A 22389-nucleotide genomic window follows, 5' to 3' on the forward strand; every position below is an offset into this window, starting at 1 on the left:
CATACTCTTAGTATATTTTACTTTATAATGCTTTTCATAAAATCCTCTTTATAGGCTCTACCAATAGGCACTCTCACATTCCTTTCCAATACTACATGATTTCCAATCACTTTTTTAATCTTGCTCATATTTACGATGTAAGATTTATGCACTCTTAAAAACTTAAGGCTATTTAAGTGCTCTTGCCAGTATTTCAAGGTTTCTTGCGACAAATATTTGTGTTTTATCAAATGAATCTCTGTATAGTCCGCATCGGACCTAATATGACTTATATCCATCACTTCAATCTTAACATGTTCATATCCAGATTTTACAAAAATCACATCAGGTAAAACATTATCATTTTGAGCTGTTCCATCCATTAAAAGATTTTCTTTGGTTGGCACTTTATGGACCGCTTGCACAAATCTCTTAAATGAAAACGGTTTTAAAAGGTAGTCTACCACCCCATACTCATAACTTTCCAAGGCATAATCTGAAAATGCCGTGGTCAATATTACGCTAGGTTTTTGCTTTAAAACATTCAAAAATTCAATTCCTGAAATCTTAGGTAAATGAATATCTAGAAAAATAAGGTCTACATGCTCCGTTTTTAGATACTCCATTGCCAGAATTGCATCGGCAAACGTAGCTTTTAACTGCAAGTTGCCTATATCTGAAATATACTTCTTAAGCACTCTTTGCGCTGGCGGTTGATCTTCTATTATAATACACTGCATCATAAGCTTGCCTGTATCAATTGTAATTTTAAATGTACATAATAAATATGCTGTTCCTTTTGAATATGTAATTTATGCGCGTTTGGGTATAGTAATTCAAGTCTTTTCTTCACATTTTGCAAACCTATACCATTTGAAATACTTTGGGTATTAGATAGTTTTAAGAATGAATTTCTACATTCAAAATTTAAAACTCCCTTCTCATCCAATGACACATTTACATCTATAAAAATACCATGAGACTGACTTGCCGTACTATGTTTAAAAGCGTTCTCTATAAAAACAGATAGAATTAAAGGAGCTATTAGATAGCCGCTCTTTATATTTTCGGTTTTAAAATTAACACTACCCCGTTCCTCTATCTGCATTTCATTTAGTTGCGTAAAGTTCTTTAAATGTTCCATTTCTTTGGGCAAGGCTACATACTTTTCCTTACAATCATAAAGCATATATCTTAGCACTGCAGACAATTCAAGAATAATAGAAGGCGTTTTTGAGGATTCTTCTATGGCATAAGAGTAAAGGTTATTTAAATTGTTGAATAAAAAATGTGGATTGATCTGTGACTTTAAAAACAACAACTCACTTTCCTTAACTGAAGTACGCAACTCTTCTACCTCCAATTGTTTCTTAGAGGCATCCCAAGCAAATTTGAACCCTACTAAAATTAATATTACCGGCATTACATCTAACAGGCTATAGACCACTCCCGGAAAATACACTGCACGTGTATTGGGATAAAAAATTTGCTCTAGAACCAACTCTTCAAAAGATATAATAGCACTAATTAGAATAACCAGAAAAAGAATAAACTGTAAATATCTTTTCCTATAGTAATATTTGGGCAACAATAGGTAATTGATTACAAAGGCACCTATGGCGTAGTTTAAAAAAGCCAACACTTTAAAACCTTCAATTTCAGGTTCATTTCTATCGAACGTAAAAAAAAGAAAGACCACAATATGCAGTAGCACTTGAAAGATAATTTCTTTGGTTGTACTATTTTTAAATTTAGAATTTATGGTCATTATTTAAAAATACTACATAATTGGATTACGCTATTTATTAAGGCTGTCATCGACATTATTTTACTGGTAAACGCCACGTCAAAAAGAAATGTCGTTTGCACTACTACAAATGTCGTTTGCAGAATTTAAGAATAAAACAAAATTAGTTATGTGCACTTTTACGGTTCAACTTATCAACCTTTAACATGTACAAACCAATTTACTACTCATTTTTAATATTAGTTTCAATGCTTTTTAGCCAAACAGCATTGGCACAAAATACAATTACGATCACTGGTAAAATTATAGAGACCAATAATGGCGAACCCATAGAATTTGCCACAGTTTTGGTTGGCGATCCAATTAACCAAAAGCCAATAGTTGGCACAACTACCCTGCAAGATGGCAGTTTTGTTCTTGAAACCACGGCTTCTGATTTTTATATTGAAGTCAGTTTTATAGGATTTACCACCCAAAGATTTGACAACCCTTCTATTACCAATAACAAAATTGAATTAGGCACTGTTTCCATTTCAGAAGATTCACAACAATTAGATGAAGTTGTCGTAGAAGGCGAAATTAGCCAAACCGTATTTAAACTGGATAAACGTGTTTTTAATGTTGGGGCAGACTTAAGCAGTACTGGCGCCAGTGCATTAGAGGTTTTAAACAACGTACCATCTGTTAACGTTAATATAGAAGGAGCCGTAAGCTTACGTGGAAGTCAAGGTGTACAAATGTTGATCAACGGTAAACCTTCCGTAATTGCTAATGAGCAAGGGAACGCATTGGGAACCTTAACCGCAGATATGATAGAACGCATTGAGGTAATTACTAACCCATCTGCAAAATATGATGCAGAAGGCACATCGGGCATTATAAACATCGTCTTAAAAAAAGAGGAGAAAAAAGGACTTAACGGTGCGGTTACCCTAAATACAGGTGTACCCAACAACCACAGTTTGGGCCTAAGTCTTAACAGACGAACAGAAAAATTCAATTTATTCAGTCAAGTTGGTTTTGGTCGTAGAACTTTTCCAAGTGATGAGGAAACTGAAAACAGAAATTTAGAAGATGGTACCTACATTAGCAGTTTTGGAGAAAATGACAAAAACGAGACGTTTTTCAATCTCATCTTAGGAACCGATTATCATATAAACGATCTAAACGTCATTACCCTTTCAGGAAATTTTGCCTATGAATGGGAGAAAGAAAATGCAGATGCCATTTTTAGCACATTTGATGCAAGCAACTCGTTGACCGATGCTTTTAGAAGACAAGAAATAACCGAAGCAACCAACCCAAAATACTCGTATGAACTTCAATACAAAAAAGACTTTGAAGGTAATGAAGAACAATCTCTACTATTAAGCGCTACCGGAAATCTGTTTGCGAAAGACCAGACCAGTAATTTCACGAATACTACAACTTTTGGCAATGAAGATGACATGCTTCAAAAAAGTAGAACAGATTTTAGCCAGGCAGAATACACGTTCAAAGCAGATTATACACATCCTTGGTCAGAAAAATTTACATTGGAAACCGGTGCACAATATCAAATTAATGATGTAGAAAACGATTTTGCCATAAGTAATTTCGACGGTACAAATTTTATAGCAGACCCAAACCTGACCAATATTTTTGAGTGGACCCAAAAGGTATTGGGCATTTATGGCACTACAGCTTATGAAGGTGATAAATGGGGTCTTAAAGTAGGGCTTCGCTTTGAAGATACCGATGTTGCCACACTATTGAGAAACACCAACGTTGCCAATGACAACAAGTATAACAACTTATTTCCTAGTGGGCACACTTCTTATAAAATCAATGATGACCTTTCATTACAAGCAGGGTATTCTAAACGTATATTTAGACCACGACTATGGGATCTGAATCCGTTTTTTAATATTAGGAATAACTTTAGTATCAGTACCGGTAATGCAGATTTACAAGCTGAATTCACGGACAGTTTTGAGGTAACCAGTATCTATAAAATTGGTAAAATGTCTATGAACCTGGGCGTGTTTTACAGACATACCGAAGATGTTGTGGAACGGATCGTAGAATTTGAGGACAACGTAAGTATATCCAGACCAGAAAATGTGGGCACAAGCAACACTACTGGTATTGAATTCAATGCTAAATACATACCTGCAAACTGGGTGTCGTTTACAAATGATTTTAATTATAGCCACTTTGCCCGTGAAGGGGATTTTGAAGGAAGCTCATTTGATTTTACTGGAGACCAATGGTCTACACGACTTACAGGTAAGTTTAAATTACCTGCAGATATTGACATTGAACTTATAGGTAATTACCGATCAAATTATAGAACCTTGCAACAAGAAGTATCTGAAAATTTATTTATGGATTTTGGGGCAAGAAAAAAGATTTTAAAAGGTAAAGCTATTGTAAACTTGAGCGTACGTGATGTATTTGCGTCGCGTATAAGTGAAAGTATAACCACACAACCTACCTACTACCTAAGAGATTATAGTAAGCGCGGAAGATTTATTACATTGGGTATAAGTTTTGGTTTCGGTAAAGGAGAGGCTATGGAGTTTTCTGGACAAAAACATTTTTAAGTTAAAACATATAAAACACATGTTCAGCTATTTTTAAATAATCTAAATACATACTACTGAAATACAGCAATTTAAATTGCTTCTAAACGTATGTGAATGTAAATTTATTAGGAACTTAAAATAGAAGATTATGTCGATAAGATTTGGAAATAGTTGTGTTAATTGTGATAATTTGGTTGAAGGCAACACATGTAAAGTGCATGGCGTAAAAGTAGGAAATAGTTATACGTGTGATAGTTTTGAAATGAAAGCAGCCTTAAAAGATGAGACTAATTGTGTAACCTGTGTAAAGTTTGAATCTAGCGATTGCGCTAACCCACAAAAAGCAGCTCCAGGTATGTCATGCAGTCACTGGGCACCACAGAATGCCACAGCATAGATAACAATACAAGCTTAAAACAAAAGGACCGGTTATTCCGGTCCTTTTTATTTCACTTTACTTCTACCCCTTTCCAAAAAGCGATATACCCTTTAATACCTTTTGCCAATTCTGATACTTCTGGATAATACCATGCGGCATCTTTGTTGACATCACCATCAACCTCTATATCATAGTAAGATGCTACTCCTTTCCAGGGGCAACTTGTATGTGTATCCGTAGTTTTAAAATATTCTTTTTTAATTGTTGAAGGTGGAAAGTAATGATTGCCTTCAACCTGTACCGTAGCATCACTTTCTGCAATTACCGTATTATTCCATATAGCTTTTACCATATTATTTTAGTTTATTTTATTTAAGTTTTGTTATTATCACCGATGTTGCGGACAAGGTTTTATGTACAGGACATTTATCTGCAATTTCCATTAACCTATTCTTTTGACTATCGTCTAAATCACCGAACAATTCTATACTTCGTTTAAAAGTATCGATCTTTTTAATAGTCGAGGTATTTTGAGAATCAGGAGCATGTTCTTTACCGTGATCAACATGTACTATAACCTTTTGTAAGTCCCATTTTTTTCTTGAAGCATACATTCTCAACGTCATGGCCGTACAAGCACCTAATCCTGAAGAAACATAATCATAAGGGGAAGGACCAAAGTCATTACCGCCAAAATCCTTTGGCTCATCTGCGATCAACAAATGATTACCAGCCACTATTTCAGAGGTGAAACCCTCATTACCAATACTTACTGCCACCTGGTGAGATGTTTTTAAAGGTGTACTTTTAGGAATATCCAAATACCGCTCTGCCCAACCTGCAATAACATTACCTACATAGGTAGAATCTACACTATCCATTAAAAGATGATCGGCCTTATCAATAGAAATAAAGCTCTTTGGATGATGAGCATATTGGTACAATTCTTTTGCATTTTCAATCCCTACAATGGTATCTTGAGGAGAATGCAGCACCAAATACGGTTTTCTTAAATTCTTTAGGACCTCTTTCATGGGTTTAGATTCAATATCATCTATAAAATCCTTTTTAATGGTAAAATCGCGTCCTCCGATATTCACTTTTGCTTTACCTGTTGCATTTATTTCATCTACATTGGACTTAAATAAATGTTGTACATGAGCTGGTGAAGATGGCGCCCCAATGGTAGAAACTGCAGCAACAGAATCTAATTCAGACGCAGCAAATATTACGGCAGCACCACCTAAAGAATGACCAATTAATAAAGATGGAGCTTTATAATTGTCTTCTAAAAAATTCGCCGCTTGTTTTAAATCTGACACGTTAGAAGAAAAATTGGTTTCTTTAAAATCACCTTCACTTTCTCCTAATCCTGTAAAATCAAACCGTAATACGGCAATCCCTTTATTAACCAAAGCCCTAGAAATATTACGAATAGCAGAGAAATTTTTGTTACAAGTAAAGCAATGCGCAAATATTGCATAACTATGCGCTTCTTGATTTGTTGGCACTTCTAACCTGGCTGCTAATTGTTTTCCTTGAGAATTAGTGAACTGTACTTTTTCAAAACCCATACCTTCTGTTTCCTTTAGAATTTATCGAATACTTGTATTAGAAGTAAGCAACCTTTAAAACTTACATTAATTGTTTAACATGGTAATAATTTTAAACGAAACCTTAGAAATATATCTTTTAAACAAGACCTTCCAATTTAAAATTCTAACAGTTTACTTATTAACGTGACCATGTTTATAGGACCAAATTCTTAATTTTGATAAAAATTTCATCCTTAATTATAAGGTGTTCTTTGATATTCGATGAAGTTGTTTTAAAACAATGAGAGCTGTAAATATTACTAATGACAGGTAACACATAGGTATACCAGAAGTGGTTTTTGGACATTCGGCATTACCCATAAATTGGATTATAGAAGCTACAAGTGCAATTAGAGCAGCTAAACCAGTTAAAAGAAAATATATAAGGTTCCATTTATTTAAAATATGCGAAATAAAGGGAAGCACAAAACAAAAAAGAATAATTACACAAGCAGGCACAGTTCCAAATTTAGGACAACCATTTCCTGTTCTAATTTCTGTTAAAACAAGACCACCCGCTCCAATAATACCTATTACAAACAATAAAGATATAAACCAAAATAACCTTTTATGCGCCTTCATCTTTGTTTATTACATGACAGGTAGGACATTCTAATCCTGTTATTTTACTTTTTAACTGAATACCTTTTAAATTGGTAACAACAAAATCTTGAATAAAGGCATGTTTACTGCTATGGTTATTTACTTCAATTTGTAAATCTTTATATTTTTGACGAACTACGTTACCGTATTCTTGATCACCCCAACAATTAGGGCAAACCCCTTGGGGCACCTCATCAAATGCATCAGGTCTTTTGCTGAATATATTCTTAAGCGATTTCATTATTTTTTTATTTTAGGTTAGTAATTACCGTGTCTTGCATCATCAACAAACTTCGTTCTTTCATTACATTAACGACTGTATTTATTTTAGGAGCCTTAATTTCATCTACTTTACCATTGGAGTAGTTAACCATTATTTTCTCAATACTTTGTGCCGTTCCTAAACCAAAATGTAGCAAAGCTGTTTGATCACTTGCCAAGCCTTCACCGGTCACTAACCAATCTGTCAAAGTTGTATTTGGTGTTACAATGGTTACTTTAGCCCCCATAGCTTCTGCATTATCTACCAAATCTACCTGAACAAAATTATTGGTATTACCTTTATTTATATAGGCATTTGATGGACCATCAATATTCGTCCAAATTAGGTCTAAATGACCATCTGTATTAAAATCACTAACAAGTGCTGTAATTCCATATAAAGGATTTTCAACGCCACTTTCTTTTTCAGTCGGAACAAAGGTGTGATCTTCTTTTTGAATTAATAATCGACCAGGAAGTTTAAATATTTTACTAAACGGAAAATCAACATAATTCTCTGCAACCATTAAATCTTGCAGTCCGTCATTGTTCATATCTGCAAACGTACATCCCCAAGAGAATTCATAACCAGCAATTTTTGCTTCCTCTGCTGCATCTGTAAATTTAAAATCACCTTCATTTTTAAATAGAATCCATTTGTCGGTGTACAAACTCTTATCTTTAATATCGCCACTTGCCATAAAATCTGGCGCCGTTGTACCAACATTGGAAAACATAAAATCTACCAAGCCATCATTATTATAATCACCAACAGCAAGCCCCATAGGATAAGCAAACCTACCTGTTAATGGGTTGGTTTTCATTGTAAAAGTTAAATCTCCATTATTTTTATATGTTCTAGCTTCACCTGTATCATGTACAACAACAAGATCCAACCAAGAATCATTATCAATATCTACCAAAACACCTTGGAAGGTATTATGTATATAATCTAAGCCAGCAGATTTGGTAATACTTTCAAATGAATTATCACCTTTATTTAGTAACAACTCACTAGTTGAACCATAATCGTAACGTTCAAAAATGTTCTGCCCCTCCATCAATTCCTTTTTAAGGTAGGTCGCTAAAAAAATATCCAAATCTCCATCTTTATCAATATCACCCAGAGTAATTCCTGCAGGGCTTGATTTTTTATTCATAGGAGTTTCAACTACTTTTTCCGTAAACTTCTTTCCGTCATTATAATAGATACGAAGACCGTCTTCACGACCTATAATTAAGTCTGTAAAACCATTATTATCCATATCACCTGAAACCACACCAAGAGATGTTGTGGTATTTCCTTTTTTGGGTAATCCTACTTCATCAGAAATTAAAACAAATTCATTATTACGATAAGCATAAATTGCATCTTCTTGACTCATTCCTCCACCAAAGAACACTTCATCTATATTATCGTTATTGATATCAATAAGTGCAGAAGGCGCTATAGGTAATGATTTATCGCCTGTGTACTGGTGTACAAAACCTAAAGGAACATTTGTAAATTTAGGAATTTTAGTTGTTGCGATACTAACATCATATTTATCAGAATCTGAATCACGCCAAAACTTAAACATTACCATGATAACCATTAGTGCTAGAAGTATCCCTATTATTTTGAGTAATTTTTTAATCATTCTGTACAGGTTTTATAACATTATGTAATTGATATAACGACAGGCTAAATAATATAAAGTGTGTTACATTCATTAAAATTGGTAAAGTATGTTGCCCTATTAAAGGAATTGCAAGACCTGTTAACGCCAAGACAATTAAAATTACAATAGGGTTAAATATTGCCATCCATTTATTGTAGTATGTACCACCTTTAAGTATGGCAATGACAAAAACAATAGATAATAATGCCACAATAACCCTCAATGCTTGTACTAAAACTTCCATATGTTTGGTGTAGTGCGTTAACAATATATTATACGCCTCTGGATTTATAGATTCCTTTAAGTGGACTGTATTACCTATGGAAGATCTTGAGCCAATCCATATACCACCGACAGCAAAGGCGATGAACCCTATACCAAGCACCATTCTTGCTAGGGTTTCATTTCCAGGTCTTAGCATTTGATAAATATGAATATAACCAGCAAAATAAAAAGGTAACCCAACTACCGCAAAAAAGTGACCTACCGTCATGTGGCTTAAATCTACAAATGCAAAAAATTCATAATTTTCAGCGTGTCCTAAAATATTGGGAGAATAATGAAGTAAATATTCACCTATACCCACTAAAATAGAGCCGATAAGACCTAAATAGCCAAGAAATTTAATAGTTGGTTTTGTAGTCATTGGATTGATTTACCTACTTTGACGAAAAACTTTAAAATTTCTTTCAACGAAAAAGAAAATAAAATTATAATGTACTACAAACTAACAGGTTTCGCAATAAAATCAACACAACTTTGATTAGAAAAAATAATGATTCTCTATTCACAAACACAGGTTAAAAAAGTACCACTAAGGAAAATAATTTAAGAGAACACATTCATACAACGAACTATGTAGTTTTTATGTAATAGTAATTGAATATAGACAAAATGTTAATTTTGTAGCGTATATAAAAAAAGCCTCTTGATTTCTCAAGAGGCTTTCGTTGTACAGGCGGAGAGACTCGAACTCTCACACCTCGCGGCACTAGATCCTAAGTCTAGCGTGTCTACCAATTCCACCACGCCTGCATACTTTCCAAAATCACGATATGTGATTATCGGGGTGCAAATATAATGCAAAAAATCAATTCTCTAAATTTTAGCTATTTAAAAATTACGCTTTTTGTACTTTTATCAAAAGTCAGATAAAAAATTGCATGAAAAACGTAAAGAATTATATCTCCGAAAACAAGGACCGATTTCTAAATGAAATCATAGAACTACTTAAAATACCGTCTGTTAGCGCAGATCCTGCCTTCTCTCAAGATGTATTAAACGCTGCGGAAATGGTAAAGTCAAAATTAGAAGATGCAGGTTGTAATATTGTTGAAATTCATGAAACAGCCGGTTACCCTATAGTTTATGGTGAAAAAATCATAAACAAAGACCTACCAACGGTTCTAGTATATGGCCATTATGATGTACAACCGGCCGAACCATTGGAATTATGGACTTCCCCACCTTATGAACCGGTAATCAAAAAAACCGATTTACACCCAGAAGGAGCCATTTTTGCACGTGGTGCTTGCGATGACAAAGGGCAAATGTACATGCATGTAAAGGCATTGGAATTGATGGTAAAAACCGATCAGCTGCCATGTAATGTAAAATTCATGATCGAAGGCGAAGAGGAAGTTGGGAGTAATAACTTAAGTATTTATGTTGCCGAGAATAAAGAAAAATTGGCAAACGATGTTATTTTAATATCGGACACGGGCATGATTGCCAATGATGTGCCGTCAATTACCACGGGTTTACGCGGACTTAGCTATGTTGAAGTGGAAGTTACTGGACCTAATCGTGATTTACATTCTGGTCTATATGGTGGTGCAGTTGCAAATCCTATCAATATTCTAACCAAAATGATTGCCAGTCTACATGACGAAAACAACCACATTACCATACCTGGTTTTTATGATAAGGTAGAAGAACTTTCTACTAAAGAACGAGCTGAAATGGCAAAAGCACCATTTAGCATAGAAAAATATCAAAAAGCTTTGGATATTGATTCGGTGTATGGTGAAGCAGGTTATTCTACAAACGAACGTAACTCCATTAGACCTACCTTAGATGTCAATGGCATTTGGGGCGGTTATATTGGGGAAGGAGCCAAAACGGTTATAGCAAGTAAAGCATATGCTAAAATATCTATGAGATTGGTACCCAACCAAGATTGGAGAGAAATTACCGAGCTATTTAAAACTCATTTTGAATCTATTGCACCTAAAGGTGTTACCGTAGTAGTAAAACCTCATCATGGTGGTCAAGGTTATGTAACGCCAATAGATACTGATGCATACCAAGCAGCATCAAAAGCATACGAAACCACATTTGGAAAAAAACCGATACCGCAACGTAGTGGTGGTAGTATTCCTATAGTCGCTCTATTTGAAAAAGAACTAAAGAGTAAAACTATTCTTATGGGCTTTGGTTTGGATAGTGATGCCATACACTCCCCTAACGAACATTTTGGGGTATGGAACTACTTAAAAGGCATTGAAACCATCCCTTATTTCTATCAATATTTCACTGAAATGACCAAAAAGTAGTTGACAGCTGACAGCTGACAGTTGACAGTTGACAGTTGACAGTTGACAGTAAATTAAAAAACGTCTTTGCTTACAAAGACGTTTTTTATTGTTGAAGTATATTTTGTTGATGATAAATTGATATCGAGAACCAATAATGAACAACTATATTTTTTTCACGTATTTAGTGATGATTACGGTAAGGGTAGGTCCTACTTTGCCTTCAATATATTCAGCATTTTCCCTATCTAACGAAATTCGCCTTACTGCAGTACCTTGTTTGGCTACTTGACTAGAACCTTTAATCTTTAGGTCTTTCACCAATACAACACTATCACCATTTTGTAAGGTTACACCATTGACATCACGGTGAATTATCTTCTCACTTTCTGCCAAACCTTCTCCCGTAGCCTTTGCCCAATCTAAAACCTCTGGTTCTAAATACATCATATCCAACAAATCTTTGGGCCAACCTTCAGATTTTAATCTAGATAGCATTCTCCACGCCACAACTTTTACAGAATCATACTCGCTCCACATACTGTCATTTAGACAACGCCAGTGATTAGCATCCATTTGTTCCGGGTCTTCAATTTGAGTACGACACGTTTCACATGCCAATATACTAGAATCAACTCCACTTATAGAAACTGGTTCAACTTCAAAAACGTCTAAGTTATTGGTTCCGGTACATAATTCACATGTGGAACCACTACGTGCTTCTAAATCATCTTTTACGCTCATTCTAGGTTGCTTTTAGGCTGCAAATTTAATCTTTTAAAAGGGAACAAAACACACCAAAGCCTATTTGAAAACACTTAAAACTTTTATTCGTCGTTCTACATAGAAACCAAAGAAGTAAAACTTTTGATTATTAAGGAAAAAAGCAACCGATTTCTAAGACTAAGCATTGCCTTGGCTTTAATTGCCATACTCTTTAAAATAATGCATTGGCCCTATGCTGAAATATTATTGGTTATAGCAGTTGGTGGTATCGCTATTTTCTTCATTATAGGGTTTTACAAGAAACCAATCAAAAACTGGTTAGATTATGCCAAGTTATTTTTATTAATTTCCTTTTTACTTCATTACTTATTTAGAGTTCTGCATCTAAATTATGGTTATATATTTTCCTATATTTTTAGAATAGCCTTGGTAATTTTCATCATTGCCTATATAAAAGATGTATTTTTTTCAGATGATAATTCCTCCAAATTAGAAGAACAGTCCCCTACTTCAAAGAAGAAAATCATCAACATAGTATTATATTCAACTGCGGTAATTTGTATTATTATTGGTGCTCAATTTAAAATTCTACACTGGCAATTTGGATTCATAAACGGAAACTTTCTGCTAGCCACAGGCCTTATAGCTACTGCCCTTTTTTGTTATATTAGGTTTTAAAAAATCTTAGTACACCCAAAACGCATTTAACCTCTACATTTGTAGAATTAAATTATTTATTCTATGTTTGTAGAACAAATTCTAAACTTGTAAAAAATGCAGTTATCCAAATCGGAAGAAGAATTAATGAATATACTTTGGAAGCAAAAGAAAGCTTTCATGAAAGACTTATTGGATGCTTACCCAGAACCAAAGCCCGCCACCACCACCGTAGCCACCTTATTGAAAAGGATGACCGATAAAAAGTTTATTGACTATAAAAGTTATGGCAGAAGCAGAGAATATTATCCGCTAGTTAAGAAAAAAGACTATTTCTCTAAACATGTAAACGGACTCATTAAAAACTTTTTCAACGATAGTGCCAGTCAGTTTGCATCATTTTTTACGCAAGAAACCAATTTAAGCAAAGCTGAATTGGAGGAATTGAAGAAATTAATAGACGTTGAAATAGAAAAGAAGTAATTATGGAGATCTATCTTTTAAAATCTACGGCATGCATGGGCATTTTTTTAGTGTTCTATAAACTTTTGCTTGAAAGGGAAAGTATGCACCATTTTAAAAGATTCTTTCTATTAACTGCGCTTATAGTTTCTCTTATAATTCCACAGATTGTTTTTACCGAATATATAGAAGCAGAACCAACCGCTGCTGTCACTCAAGTTTTAACTATAAATGAACAACCAGAAATAACACCTATAGTTCATGAGATGAAAGAATCGCCCATGAATTGGTCCTTAATTCTTTATACTATTTACGGTTTGGGAGTTACAATTTTTGGATTTCGTTTTCTTTATAACATTGCCAAATTATGGATCCGTGTTAGGCGCAATACCCAAATTAAATTTAACTTCTTGGTAAAAGTCTTGTTAAAAGAAGAACTACCGCCACATACATTTCTTCGCTATATATTTCTTAACAAGCAAAAATTTGAATCTAAGAGTATACCAGCTGCTGTAATATTACATGAAGAAACCCATGCTAAGGAGTGGCATAGTTTAGATGTTCTATTTATTGAATTGCTACAAGTTTTATTCTGGTTTAATCCGCTGATTTATGTATTTAAAAGAAGTATAAAACTCAATCATGAATTTTTAGCCGATAGTGCCGTAATTAAAGGGCAAGAAAATAAATTACACTATCAAAACACTTTACTGTCGTATTTATCAAACGACAACTCTCACACGCATCAATCCGTTGGCATCGCAAATGCCATAAATTATTCATCAATCAAAAAACGAATCATCATCATGAAAAAACAAACATCAAAAAGAGGTATTTTAATACGAAGTCTTTTAATATTGCCCCTATTATCCTTAATGCTTTACGGCTTCAGTCAAAGGAACGTGGTATCTAAAAACACTATCAAAGACATTAACATTGAAATTACAAAAAGTGGAGATTTGCTAATCAACAATGAACCGACAACTTTAGAAAATCTTTCAACAGAAGCAGAAATGGTCAATCATAATTTTGGACCATATATTACTAGAAACTATATAACCGCTCATATACTTTATGATGAAACTCAATATAAATTAATTGACCAAGTACAATCAATACTACGAGCTTCAGGTATTTCTAATATTGAACATTTTAGTAAAAGAACTAATACGCTTCTTGACAAAAACGAATTTGAACCAAGCGAGTATCATGATAAAACAGTAGATGAAGCAAAAAATATCAGAAGGAATAATGTTTTCAATGAACTTAAAACCGATGTTAATAATGAACCATTGCTAGAAATAGTATGGATAGAAATAAAGAATGGAAATGAAATTTGGTTCAATAACCAACAAATTCAATTGTCAAAGCTAAATGAAAAGATAAAGGCAGAATTTCCTTTGGCGGTTAAGAATAACATATTATCAGCGCAAATTTATACCCAAAGAAGTATAGACTCAAGTTTTACAGACGCCATTTCACAAGAATTGAGAAAGCTAAAGACAAAAAGCATTACTGTTTTTTCTAATAAGTATATCATGCCTTTAAAGGAATATAAAGATACCGTAAACGTTACTCCAGAAACTGTTTTCGTTAGAACCAAAAATTTAAACTTACAGTCAAATGATATTGTACGTTTTAACACCCTTGCCAAAAAATATAACGCTATTCCCATTGCTAAAAGAACAATTCCTTTAAATGATTTAAAAGTGTTGGAATCTATTTATAGAAACATGAGTGATGCCGAAAAAAAGTTGGCAGATCCATTTCCGGAATGTTTACCTAAACAAAGTCAAGATGGCGCAAGTAAAGAGCAATTAGTCTACTATAATGAGCTTGCAAAAAAATACAACCGTATGATAGCCGATGGTGGCAATATCCGCATTCTGAAATCTGATGTAAATCAATTAAAACATATTTACGGATTAATGTCCAAAGAGCAAAAAGAGCATGCTGAACCATTTCCTGATTTTCCAGAACCACCACCAGCGCCCAAAGCTCCAAAAGCACCGAATTATGCAGATAATCAAATTAAAGAAATCATTGAAAATCAAGACCCTTATGATCATTTAAACCTCAATGTAAAGTCTACAAACGGAATTCCTTCAAACACCCAAACTTTTTATTCTAAACCTAACAGTCCGGTTGTACCCACTCCTCCTACTCCGCCCTCTCCTCTTGACTACGCTATAGACATGGCAAAAAAAGGAGCAATATTTTATTTTGAAGGCGAAAAAGTAACGTCTGATAAAGCGATCGACTTACTTAAAAAGAACAAAGAATTGAATATGGAATCTCGTAAGAAACTTGGAAAGACCGAAGTAAGAATCACTACCGCACCTGTAACAATACGATAGACACAACGTCAAACATATGTTAAAGCCCTCTTTTCGAGGGCTTTTTACGTACCAAAAACAAAATAGTTACGTTCACCCAGTATACATCATCATCAATCAAAAAACGAATTTTCATCATGATTCAAAATTTCTTCATTCTTTGTTCTGGCGCCGACTCAGAACTTTTAAAAACATGTTCTAAAGGCGAACAAAACAAATACGCAGGTATTGGCGCTACAGTTTTCTTTACTGCGGTAATGGCATTTATAGCAAGTAGCTATGCTCTGTATACCGTATTTGACAATGTCTATGCCGCCGTATTTTTCGGACTCATTTGGGGACTCCTAATTTTTAACTTGGACCGTTTTATAGTATCGACCATAAAAAAACGAGGCAATTTTGGGCAAGAGTTTTTACAGGCAGTACCACGAATAATTCTTGCCGTTATCATTGCTATCGTAATTTCAAAACCTTTGGAAATGAAGATTTTTGAAAAAGAAATCAATCAGGTTTTATTAGAGCAAAAGAATGACCTTACCCTTGCCAATAAAGATCAACTTGCCTTACAGTACACACCTAAGATAACGCAGTTAAATAACGACATCACCAACTTAAAATCTGAAATAGCAGAAAAAGAAAAAGAAACCAATACCCTTTATGATATTTATATCAATGAAGCAGAAGGCACGGCCGGTACAAAGCTATTGGGCAAAGGACCTGTATATGCGGAGAAGCGGGAAAAACATGATGCCGCACTTGCTGAACTACAAGCATTAAAGACCACTAATGCAGAAAAAATTACAGATTTAGAAGCCCAAATAACGGCATTGAATACTGAATATGCAGACGTGGTGAAAAACTCACAACCTATTATTGATGGTTTCGACGGATTAATGGCAAGAATTACGGCTCTAAATGAATTGCCATGGATGCCATCATTTTTTATATTTCTACTGTTCTTAGCTATTGAAACTTCGCCCATAATTGCGAAATTACTTGCTCCAAAAGGTGAGTACGACATTAAATTGGAAGAAGAAGAAAGTGTTTTAGCTACATGGGTTGCCCAAAAATTGGCGCAACGTAAATTAATAGTTGCTACAGATGGAGAAATCAACCAAACAATTTATGAAGATTTAAAGGGCGAAGAAGAGCTATACGGATACAAAAAGAAAAAAGCGGAAGAATTGTTACGCTTACAGGCAGATAGTTTCCATAATGTTCAAACCAAGGGATTAAAATAGAAAAAGACCAATATTTCTATTGGCCTTCTTCGGTTTGGGGGAACTACCTGAACAACTTCTTTACACGGTCATAGCCTCTAAGATCAATTCTGAATTTGTAACGTTATAGGTACATATTTCATAAATTTCCTCTTGGTTGGCAGTTTCAAAATAACCTAAGCATCTATTTGTGTTAATTACTGTTTTCATATTTTTTAGTATTGGTGATTTTTTGAGTTAGTCATTAATTACACTCCAAAGGTACCTCATCAATTCAGCTTAGATCTTTGATTTCTGACCGGGGCAATCTAAGTATAGGCCAATGGACCATAAGTGTAGACGAACCTATTTTTCTAAAGCTATCCTTTGATAAATCAAAAACAGTAATGGACTCTCAACATGTTCTATACCGATAATCTTCTTAGTAAATAAGCTAATTTTATATATTGGTAATCTTAACTTTGCATTTTAATGGCATCATTGAAAGAAACCAAGAAAAAGAAGAGAAGGTTTTATAACCTTATGATCATCATAGTTCTACTAATTATAATTGCTACAGGTTTTATGGCACAGCTGGGATCGTAACAGGTTTGAGCTTAAAAATTGAATGACTGTATTCAATATTATATTGTTTTCCTTATGGCCAACGAAAATCTGAAATTCAAAAAATACCTAAAGCGCATTGGAAAAATTCTCCTTGGACTAATTTTGCTATTTTTTGTTTTAGTCCTGATAGTACGGACACCTTGGGCACAAAATGCCATTGTATCTAAGGTTACCAATTATATTTCTAGCAAAACACATACTAAAGTAGAAGTTGGCAAATTGTACATTACCTTTTCTGGTGATATACAAATAGAAGGTGTTTATCTAGAAGATGTTAAGGGAGATACCCTATTCTATTCAAAATCGTTACAAGCGGACATTCCAATATACCCTGCCATTTTTAAAAATGAAATTTCAATTGATGATGTTATATCTAAAGGTGTTGTTGCCAAAATAAATAGGGAGAACAACCCAGATTTTTTCAACTTTACGTTTTTAATAGATGCACTGACTACTACGACAGATACGACCGCTACTACTGGTGAACCCATGAATATAAATGTTGGCAGCTTAGATATCACTGATTGGAAATTGAATTATTCCGATGCCTATCTTGGAACAGATATCAACCTTATACTTGGCCAATTAGATATTGACGTATCGGAATTCGACTTGAATTCCATGAAATTCTCTTTGGATAATTTTAAGTTGAGCAATACCCAACTCCAGTACGTTCAATCTCATGAATTCCCAATAACCGAAGACACCACAAGTACAGCTCTACCACATATTGAGGTGGAAGATTTTAATGTAAATAACGTAAATATCACCTACAACAGTCAGCCAGGCGGTTTACAGACCCAGTTAAAACTTGGTACCATTGAACTTACAGAAATACTGGCAGATGTATCCAAAAATAGATATGAGATAGATGACCTTGTTTTTCATGATTCAGAAATAGATGTAAAACTAAGGAGTGAAGAAACTAAAATAACTACCACCAATACAGCTGAATTTGAATGGCCGGAATTCATCATTGCAGCTAACGATATAGACCTAGCCAAGAATACATTCAGTTATTCCATAAATGGCAACCAGCAAAGCACGGAAAGCTTCAACCCCAATGCATTTAAAATTGAGCAGTTACAACTACTTTCCAAAAATTTAGAATATCGCCCAGAGCAGTTCAATTTAGATGTTTCTAAATTCTCCTTCTCAGAACCTAGCGGTATACATTTAAATCAATTGGCCTTTAAAGCTGGCTTAAACAATACCAAGGCATCACTGTCAGATGTCGTTTTTCAAATAAACAATAGTTCTGCAAATGCAGATCTTAACGTTCAGTTCAATTCGTTGAAAGATGCATTGGAAAATCCTGAAAAAAGCACCTTAACCGCAAACATTGCCGATCTAAATTTAGAGCTTGGCGACCTCTTAAAAATTCAACCGGAACTTGCCCAAAATCAATATCTAGATTCCTTATCAAAACATCCTTTTACCGGTCATTTAAAAGCAAGAGGAAACCTAAGAAAAGTTGATGATCTCAGTACAGAAATACAATGGGGGCCAGACACACATCTTGTGGCAAAAGGCAGTATTGAAAATCTTACCCAAACAGATTCACTTTTTTATAATTTGAACAATATTAGCTTTAGAAGCAACAAAACCGCTATAGATAAATTAATATCCTCCAAGGAACTAGGAATTTCTATACCTAAAACCATTGTAGCCGAAGGCAGCTTATCTGGTGGAACTAGCTGGGTAAAACCAAACATGGCCCTAAAAATTCCAGAAGGGAATGCAAGTATAAATGCCCTTGTTGACTTTGGGGAAATCATGAAATTTGATGGTACCGTTTCTATAGACAGTCTTCAACTAGGGCAACTGTTACAGAACGATCAGTTAGGTGAAATTTCATTGCAAATAAATGCTAATGGCTCTGGTAACGAAACAAGCAATTTAGATGCCAACATAACCGGTAACATTTCGCAATTTCAATACGGCGGTTACAGTTATAAAGCGATTGATATTGACGGTATTCTCAATAATGGCAAGGGTAACATATCCGCAAACATCAACGACCCCAATTTGAATATGGATGCAGGTGCAACTTTGCTTCTTACATCTAATGACAATGATATTCAATTCACTTCAAATATTATTGGGGCAGATTTAAAAGAGCTTGGACTTACAAAGGAAAACATTAAGGTTGCCGCTAATATAAATGGTGATTATACAGGTACTCCATCCAATTTTACGATAAACACCGTTATTGATGATGGTATTGCGGTGGCGGATAACGAGCAATATCAAGTGTCAACCATCATTCTAAAGGCACATGTTGAAGATACCATAACCGACGTTTCCGTTCAAAGTAATTTCTTGAACGGGCAGTTGGCATCCAATGCATCGCCTAATCGTATTACCAACGCATTAAAAAAACAATTGGAACACTATTTCTCAACAGACGACACCGTCTATGAGGTCGAAGATACTATTGAAGCAAAACTGGCGATTGCCATAATACCAACACCGGTATTGTCTAAAGTATTTTTTAACGGAGTAGAAGATTTAGATTCCCTGAATATAGATGCCAGTTTTGATTCTAAAAAGAGAAAAATTTCCGCTCAAGTGAAAGTACCGCACATATCGTATGCCGGTAGTTCTGTAGATAGTTTAAATGCCTATGTAAAAGGAGATTCTGTAGACCTAAAATTCTTTGCAGGCCTTGCAGATTTAATTTACGAACCCATTCATCTTAAACAAACCTATTTAGAAGGTAGCTTAAAGAATAAAGAATTATTACTTGATTTCAATTCAAAAAATGACACGGTACAGGTCATGCACATAGCATCTGGTCTAGTATTCCAGAAAGACACTTTAAAACTCCATATTGACCCAGAAGATTTAATCCTTAATAAAAAGCAATGGGAAATTCCAGAGGACAATTCTATAGTGATCAGTGAATCATTTTCAGATTTTGAAAAAGTAATCTTTACTCGAAATTCTCAAAAGATGGAAATATCCAATACATTTCCAAAGATGGATACGGAACATATTGGAATCCTGTTCGAGAATTTTCAGTTACAGACATTTCTCAGTTTTTTCAATCCTGATGAAGCCTTGGCAATAGGTAAGGTAGAAGGCGATTTTGTAATCATTAATCCCTACACCGCGTCTGGGCTTGTTGCCAATTTAGATATCAAAGATCTTCAGGTACTTCAAAATCCGTTAGGCACCCTTACCTTAGATGCAACTTCTAAATCGTTATCAGAATATGACTTTGACCTCGCCCTAAAAGACGGTGGTGCAAAGCTTAATTTAACCGGAGATTATACCGCAAAACAAAACACCGCCTACCTGAATATGGAACTGGATATTCAAAAGCTGGAAGCCAGTATAATAGAAGGATTCTCTAACGAACAATTAACGAATGCCAAGGGTTATCTAGACGGAAGCTTATTGGTAAAGGGCACCCTGGCAGAACCAAAATACTCGGGCAGAATAAACTTTAATGAATTTAGCTTAGCCTTGGCGGCCTATAAGTCTACGTTTGCCATAGATGATCAATTCATAGATATTGACCAAGACGAAGTAAGCTTTAATTCCTTTGCCATAGAGGACATTAATCAAGGTACATTGACTATAGATGGAACGGTTTACACAGAGAGTTTTGTCAACCCAAGTTTTGACCTAACGGTGAAAACAGATCAATTTAGAGTGTTAGATTCCAAAAAAGGAGATGATGAATTGGTCTATGGAATTGCAAGTATAAAAGCAGATGTAAAAGTACTGGGAGATTTAGAACTACCCGTTATAGATGGCAGGTTACGCATTCGCGATATTACCGATCTAACTTATGTTGTACCTCAAGACCAATTGGACATTCAGGAGCGAGACGGTGTTGTCATTTTTGTAAACAGGGAAAACCCTGATGCCATACTTACCAGATCAGATGAAGAAACCACGAATTCCTTTTTTGCCGGTATGGATATCAATACGGTTCTAGAAATTGGGAACGAGGCTAAATTTACCATTGTACTTGATGAAAAAACCCAAGACAAATTGCAGGCATCCGGTAACGCTACATTGAATTTGAACATAGATCCAAATCAAGACATAAGACTATCGGGCAGGCTAGAATTGAACTCGGGCTTTTACAGAACCAGTTTATACAACTTGGTTAGTCGCGAATTTCAATTACAAAAAGGTAGCAGTATTGTATGGAGCGGTGACCCATTCGATGCCAAAATGGACGTAACCGCTATTTATGAAATAGAAACATCTGCTTCTTCATTAATGTCTTCCATTAGTTACGGAACGGACAGCAGTGTTTCCGGCTCCTATGCACAGTCTACACCATTCTTGGTATATTTAAACATAGACGGGCAGCTTATGCAACCAGAACTCTCCTTTGCCCTGGACATGCCAGAAAATGCGCAAGGTAACTTTGGTGGTGCCGTGTACAGTCGTATTCAACAATTGAACGAGCAAGAATCCGAATTGAACAAACAAGTCTTCTCGCTCTTGGCACTGAACCGTTTTTATCCTACCACAGGAAGTGATGGTAGTAGTGGTGGCGCTGTGACTATTGCCAGAAACAACGTAAACAAAGTACTGTCTAACGAACTTACTTCCATTTCCAATAAATTACTGGGCAATACCGGTTTTGAGCTCGGTTTTGACTTGGACAGTTTTGAGGATTACGAAAGCGGAAGCGCCCAAAGTCGTACACAATTGAATATCAATGCCAGCAAAAGACTATTTAACGATCGGTTGATCGTTACCGCAGGTAGCGCAGTAGATGTTGAAGGAAGTGCATATTCCAGCGAAAGTGAAACACCATTGATCGGTAACGTAACCTTGGAGTACCTATTAAGTGAAGAAGGTACGTACAGACTAAAGGGGTTTAGAAAACAAGAGTATCAAAATATTATTGACGGTCAACTTATAGTAACGGGTTTAGCTTTTATCTTTAATCGCGAGTTCAATAAATTCAGTCAATTGTTCAGTCCGCTGAAAAAAGAGAATAAACCGTCTAAAAAAGACGCGAACAAAAAAGAAGAATAACGGTACATTGAAAACGAACAACTGCACATATAGAACTTTAATTTGT

The 22389-nt window shown here is 34.9% G+C and carries 18 protein-coding genes and 1 tRNA gene; 8 read left to right on the top strand and 11 right to left on the bottom strand.

Annotation, left to right across the window (positions count from 1 at the left end; translation table 11 throughout):
- Positions 1-17 precede the first annotated feature (17 nt).
- A complete protein-coding gene (locus VBZ51_RS03425; RefSeq protein WP_416576055.1) occupies positions 18-722 on the bottom strand; it encodes a LytR/AlgR family response regulator transcription factor in 705 nt (234 codons plus the stop codon).
- Positions 719-1747 (bottom strand): sensor histidine kinase, encoded by a 1029-nt coding sequence (locus tag VBZ51_RS03430; RefSeq protein ID WP_416576056.1) that lies wholly within the window; start codon positions 1745-1747, stop codon positions 719-721. Before VBZ51_RS03430 ends, VBZ51_RS03425 begins: the two co-directional genes overlap by 4 nt.
- A 227-nt stretch (positions 1748-1974) precedes the next feature.
- Between VBZ51_RS03430 and VBZ51_RS03435 the strand changes: the two genes are divergently transcribed.
- Entirely contained in the window at positions 1975-4311 is a 2337-nt protein-coding gene (locus tag VBZ51_RS03435) for a TonB-dependent receptor domain-containing protein (protein WP_416576057.1), read from the top strand.
- 130 nt (positions 4312-4441) lie between these two features.
- The gene (locus VBZ51_RS03440) at positions 4442-4690 is read left to right on the top strand and encodes a hypothetical protein (RefSeq protein WP_058103995.1); all 249 of its coding nucleotides are present in this window, start codon (positions 4442-4444) and stop codon (positions 4688-4690) included.
- A gap of 52 nt (positions 4691-4742) precedes the next feature.
- On the opposite strand, the gene VBZ51_RS03445 is transcribed toward VBZ51_RS03440, so the two are convergent.
- From VBZ51_RS03445 to VBZ51_RS03475, 7 genes are all read right to left on the bottom strand, one after another.
- Positions 4743-5024, bottom strand: coding sequence for a DUF427 domain-containing protein (locus VBZ51_RS03445; protein ID WP_058103996.1), 282 nt, complete (start codon positions 5022-5024; stop codon positions 4743-4745).
- Between the two features lie 16 nt (positions 5025-5040).
- Entirely contained in the window at positions 5041-6246 is a 1206-nt protein-coding gene (locus VBZ51_RS03450) for an alpha/beta fold hydrolase (RefSeq protein WP_416576058.1), read from the bottom strand.
- A gap of 219 nt (positions 6247-6465) precedes the next feature.
- Positions 6466-6849, bottom strand: a complete 384-nt coding sequence (locus tag VBZ51_RS03455) for a hypothetical protein (protein WP_416576059.1) — start codon at positions 6847-6849, stop codon at positions 6466-6468.
- On the bottom strand, positions 6836-7111 hold the full coding sequence (locus VBZ51_RS03460) for a hypothetical protein (RefSeq protein WP_416576060.1): 276 nt from the start codon (positions 7109-7111) through the stop codon (positions 6836-6838). The genes VBZ51_RS03455 and VBZ51_RS03460 overlap by 14 nt, the downstream gene beginning before the upstream one ends.
- A 7-nt stretch (positions 7112-7118) precedes the next feature.
- Positions 7119-8771 carry a CRTAC1 family protein gene (locus tag VBZ51_RS03465; protein ID WP_416576061.1) on the bottom strand — a complete coding sequence of 551 codons (1653 nt, stop codon included), beginning with the start codon at positions 8769-8771 and terminating at the stop codon, positions 7119-7121.
- Positions 8764-9438, bottom strand: coding sequence for a DUF6796 family protein (locus VBZ51_RS03470; RefSeq protein WP_416576062.1), 675 nt, complete (start codon positions 9436-9438; stop codon positions 8764-8766). Before VBZ51_RS03470 ends, VBZ51_RS03465 begins: the two co-directional genes overlap by 8 nt.
- A 307-nt stretch (positions 9439-9745) precedes the next feature.
- Positions 9746-9827: transfer RNA gene (locus tag VBZ51_RS03475), tRNA-Leu, on the bottom strand.
- Positions 9828-9955: 128 nt separating this feature from the next.
- Here VBZ51_RS03475 and VBZ51_RS03480 point away from each other — a divergent pair.
- Positions 9956-11347, top strand: coding sequence for a dipeptidase (locus tag VBZ51_RS03480; protein ID WP_416576063.1), 1392 nt, complete (start codon positions 9956-9958; stop codon positions 11345-11347).
- Between the two features lie 144 nt (positions 11348-11491).
- Here the strand turns inward: VBZ51_RS03480 and VBZ51_RS03485 are convergent, their stop codons facing one another.
- On the bottom strand, positions 11492-12070 hold the full coding sequence (locus VBZ51_RS03485) for a PhnA domain-containing protein (protein WP_416576064.1): 579 nt from the start codon (positions 12068-12070) through the stop codon (positions 11492-11494).
- Positions 12071-12193: 123 nt separating this feature from the next.
- On the opposite strand from VBZ51_RS03485, the gene VBZ51_RS03490 reads away from it, so the two are divergent.
- The 4 genes from VBZ51_RS03490 to VBZ51_RS03505 all read left to right on the top strand — a co-directional run bounded on the left by VBZ51_RS03490 (position 12194) and on the right by VBZ51_RS03505 (position 16748).
- A complete protein-coding gene (locus VBZ51_RS03490) occupies positions 12194-12730 on the top strand; it encodes a GldL-related protein (RefSeq protein ID WP_416576065.1) in 537 nt (178 codons plus the stop codon).
- 96 nt (positions 12731-12826) lie between these two features.
- A complete protein-coding gene (locus tag VBZ51_RS03495) occupies positions 12827-13192 on the top strand; it encodes a BlaI/MecI/CopY family transcriptional regulator (protein ID WP_058104004.1) in 366 nt (121 codons plus the stop codon).
- A gap of 2 nt (positions 13193-13194) precedes the next feature.
- A complete protein-coding gene (locus VBZ51_RS03500; RefSeq protein WP_416576066.1) occupies positions 13195-15528 on the top strand; it encodes a M56 family metallopeptidase in 2334 nt (777 codons plus the stop codon).
- A gap of 116 nt (positions 15529-15644) precedes the next feature.
- Positions 15645-16748: a DUF4407 domain-containing protein gene (locus tag VBZ51_RS03505; RefSeq protein ID WP_416576067.1), complete on the top strand. Its 1104-nt coding sequence runs from the start codon at positions 15645-15647 to the stop codon at positions 16746-16748.
- 60 nt (positions 16749-16808) lie between these two features.
- On the opposite strand, the gene VBZ51_RS03510 is transcribed toward VBZ51_RS03505, so the two are convergent.
- A complete protein-coding gene (locus tag VBZ51_RS03510) occupies positions 16809-16937 on the bottom strand; it encodes a hypothetical protein (RefSeq protein ID WP_257786201.1) in 129 nt (42 codons plus the stop codon).
- Positions 16938-17366: 429 nt separating this feature from the next.
- Here VBZ51_RS03510 and VBZ51_RS03515 point away from each other — a divergent pair, with 429 nt between their 5' ends.
- Positions 17367-22343, top strand: a complete 4977-nt coding sequence (locus VBZ51_RS03515) for a translocation/assembly module TamB domain-containing protein (RefSeq protein WP_416576068.1) — start codon at positions 17367-17369, stop codon at positions 22341-22343.
- Positions 22344-22389: the final 46 nt, after the last annotated feature.

Origin of the sequence: Maribacter sp. HS (assembly GCF_048059195.1) — a bacterium.
Lineage (GTDB): Bacteria > Bacteroidota > Bacteroidia > Flavobacteriales > Flavobacteriaceae > Maribacter > Maribacter dokdonensis.

Bases quoted from the DNA above. Each gene is read 5' to 3' on its own strand.
- VBZ51_RS03510 (WP_257786201.1), bottom strand. From the start codon at position 16,937: ATGAAAACAGTAATTAACACAAATAGATGCTTAGGTTATTTTGAAACT.
- VBZ51_RS03465 (WP_416576061.1), bottom strand. From the start codon at position 8,771: ATGATTAAAAAATTACTCAAAATAATAGGGATACTTCTAGCACTAATG.
- VBZ51_RS03430 (WP_416576056.1), bottom strand. From the start codon at position 1,747: ATGACCATAAATTCTAAATTTAAAAATAGTACAACCAAAGAAATTATC.
- VBZ51_RS03480 (WP_416576063.1), top strand. From the start codon at position 9,956: ATGAAAAACGTAAAGAATTATATCTCCGAAAACAAGGACCGATTTCTA.
- VBZ51_RS03515 (WP_416576068.1), top strand. From the start codon at position 17,367: ATGGCCAACGAAAATCTGAAATTCAAAAAATACCTAAAGCGCATTGGA.
- VBZ51_RS03450 (WP_416576058.1), bottom strand. From the start codon at position 6,246: ATGGGTTTTGAAAAAGTACAGTTCACTAATTCTCAAGGAAAACAATTA.
- VBZ51_RS03460 (WP_416576060.1), bottom strand. From the start codon at position 7,111: ATGAAATCGCTTAAGAATATATTCAGCAAAAGACCTGATGCATTTGAT.
- VBZ51_RS03470 (WP_416576062.1), bottom strand. From the start codon at position 9,438: ATGACTACAAAACCAACTATTAAATTTCTTGGCTATTTAGGTCTTATC.
- VBZ51_RS03505 (WP_416576067.1), top strand. From the start codon at position 15,645: ATGATTCAAAATTTCTTCATTCTTTGTTCTGGCGCCGACTCAGAACTT.
- VBZ51_RS03455 (WP_416576059.1), bottom strand. From the start codon at position 6,849: ATGAAGGCGCATAAAAGGTTATTTTGGTTTATATCTTTATTGTTTGTA.
- VBZ51_RS03485 (WP_416576064.1), bottom strand. From the start codon at position 12,070: ATGAGCGTAAAAGATGATTTAGAAGCACGTAGTGGTTCCACATGTGAA.
- VBZ51_RS03440 (WP_058103995.1), top strand. From the start codon at position 4,442: ATGTCGATAAGATTTGGAAATAGTTGTGTTAATTGTGATAATTTGGTT.
- VBZ51_RS03495 (WP_058104004.1), top strand. From the start codon at position 12,827: ATGCAGTTATCCAAATCGGAAGAAGAATTAATGAATATACTTTGGAAG.
- VBZ51_RS03435 (WP_416576057.1), top strand. From the start codon at position 1,975: ATGCTTTTTAGCCAAACAGCATTGGCACAAAATACAATTACGATCACT.
- VBZ51_RS03425 (WP_416576055.1), bottom strand. From the start codon at position 722: ATGATGCAGTGTATTATAATAGAAGATCAACCGCCAGCGCAAAGAGTG.
- VBZ51_RS03500 (WP_416576066.1), top strand. From the start codon at position 13,195: ATGGAGATCTATCTTTTAAAATCTACGGCATGCATGGGCATTTTTTTA.
- VBZ51_RS03445 (WP_058103996.1), bottom strand. From the start codon at position 5,024: ATGGTAAAAGCTATATGGAATAATACGGTAATTGCAGAAAGTGATGCT.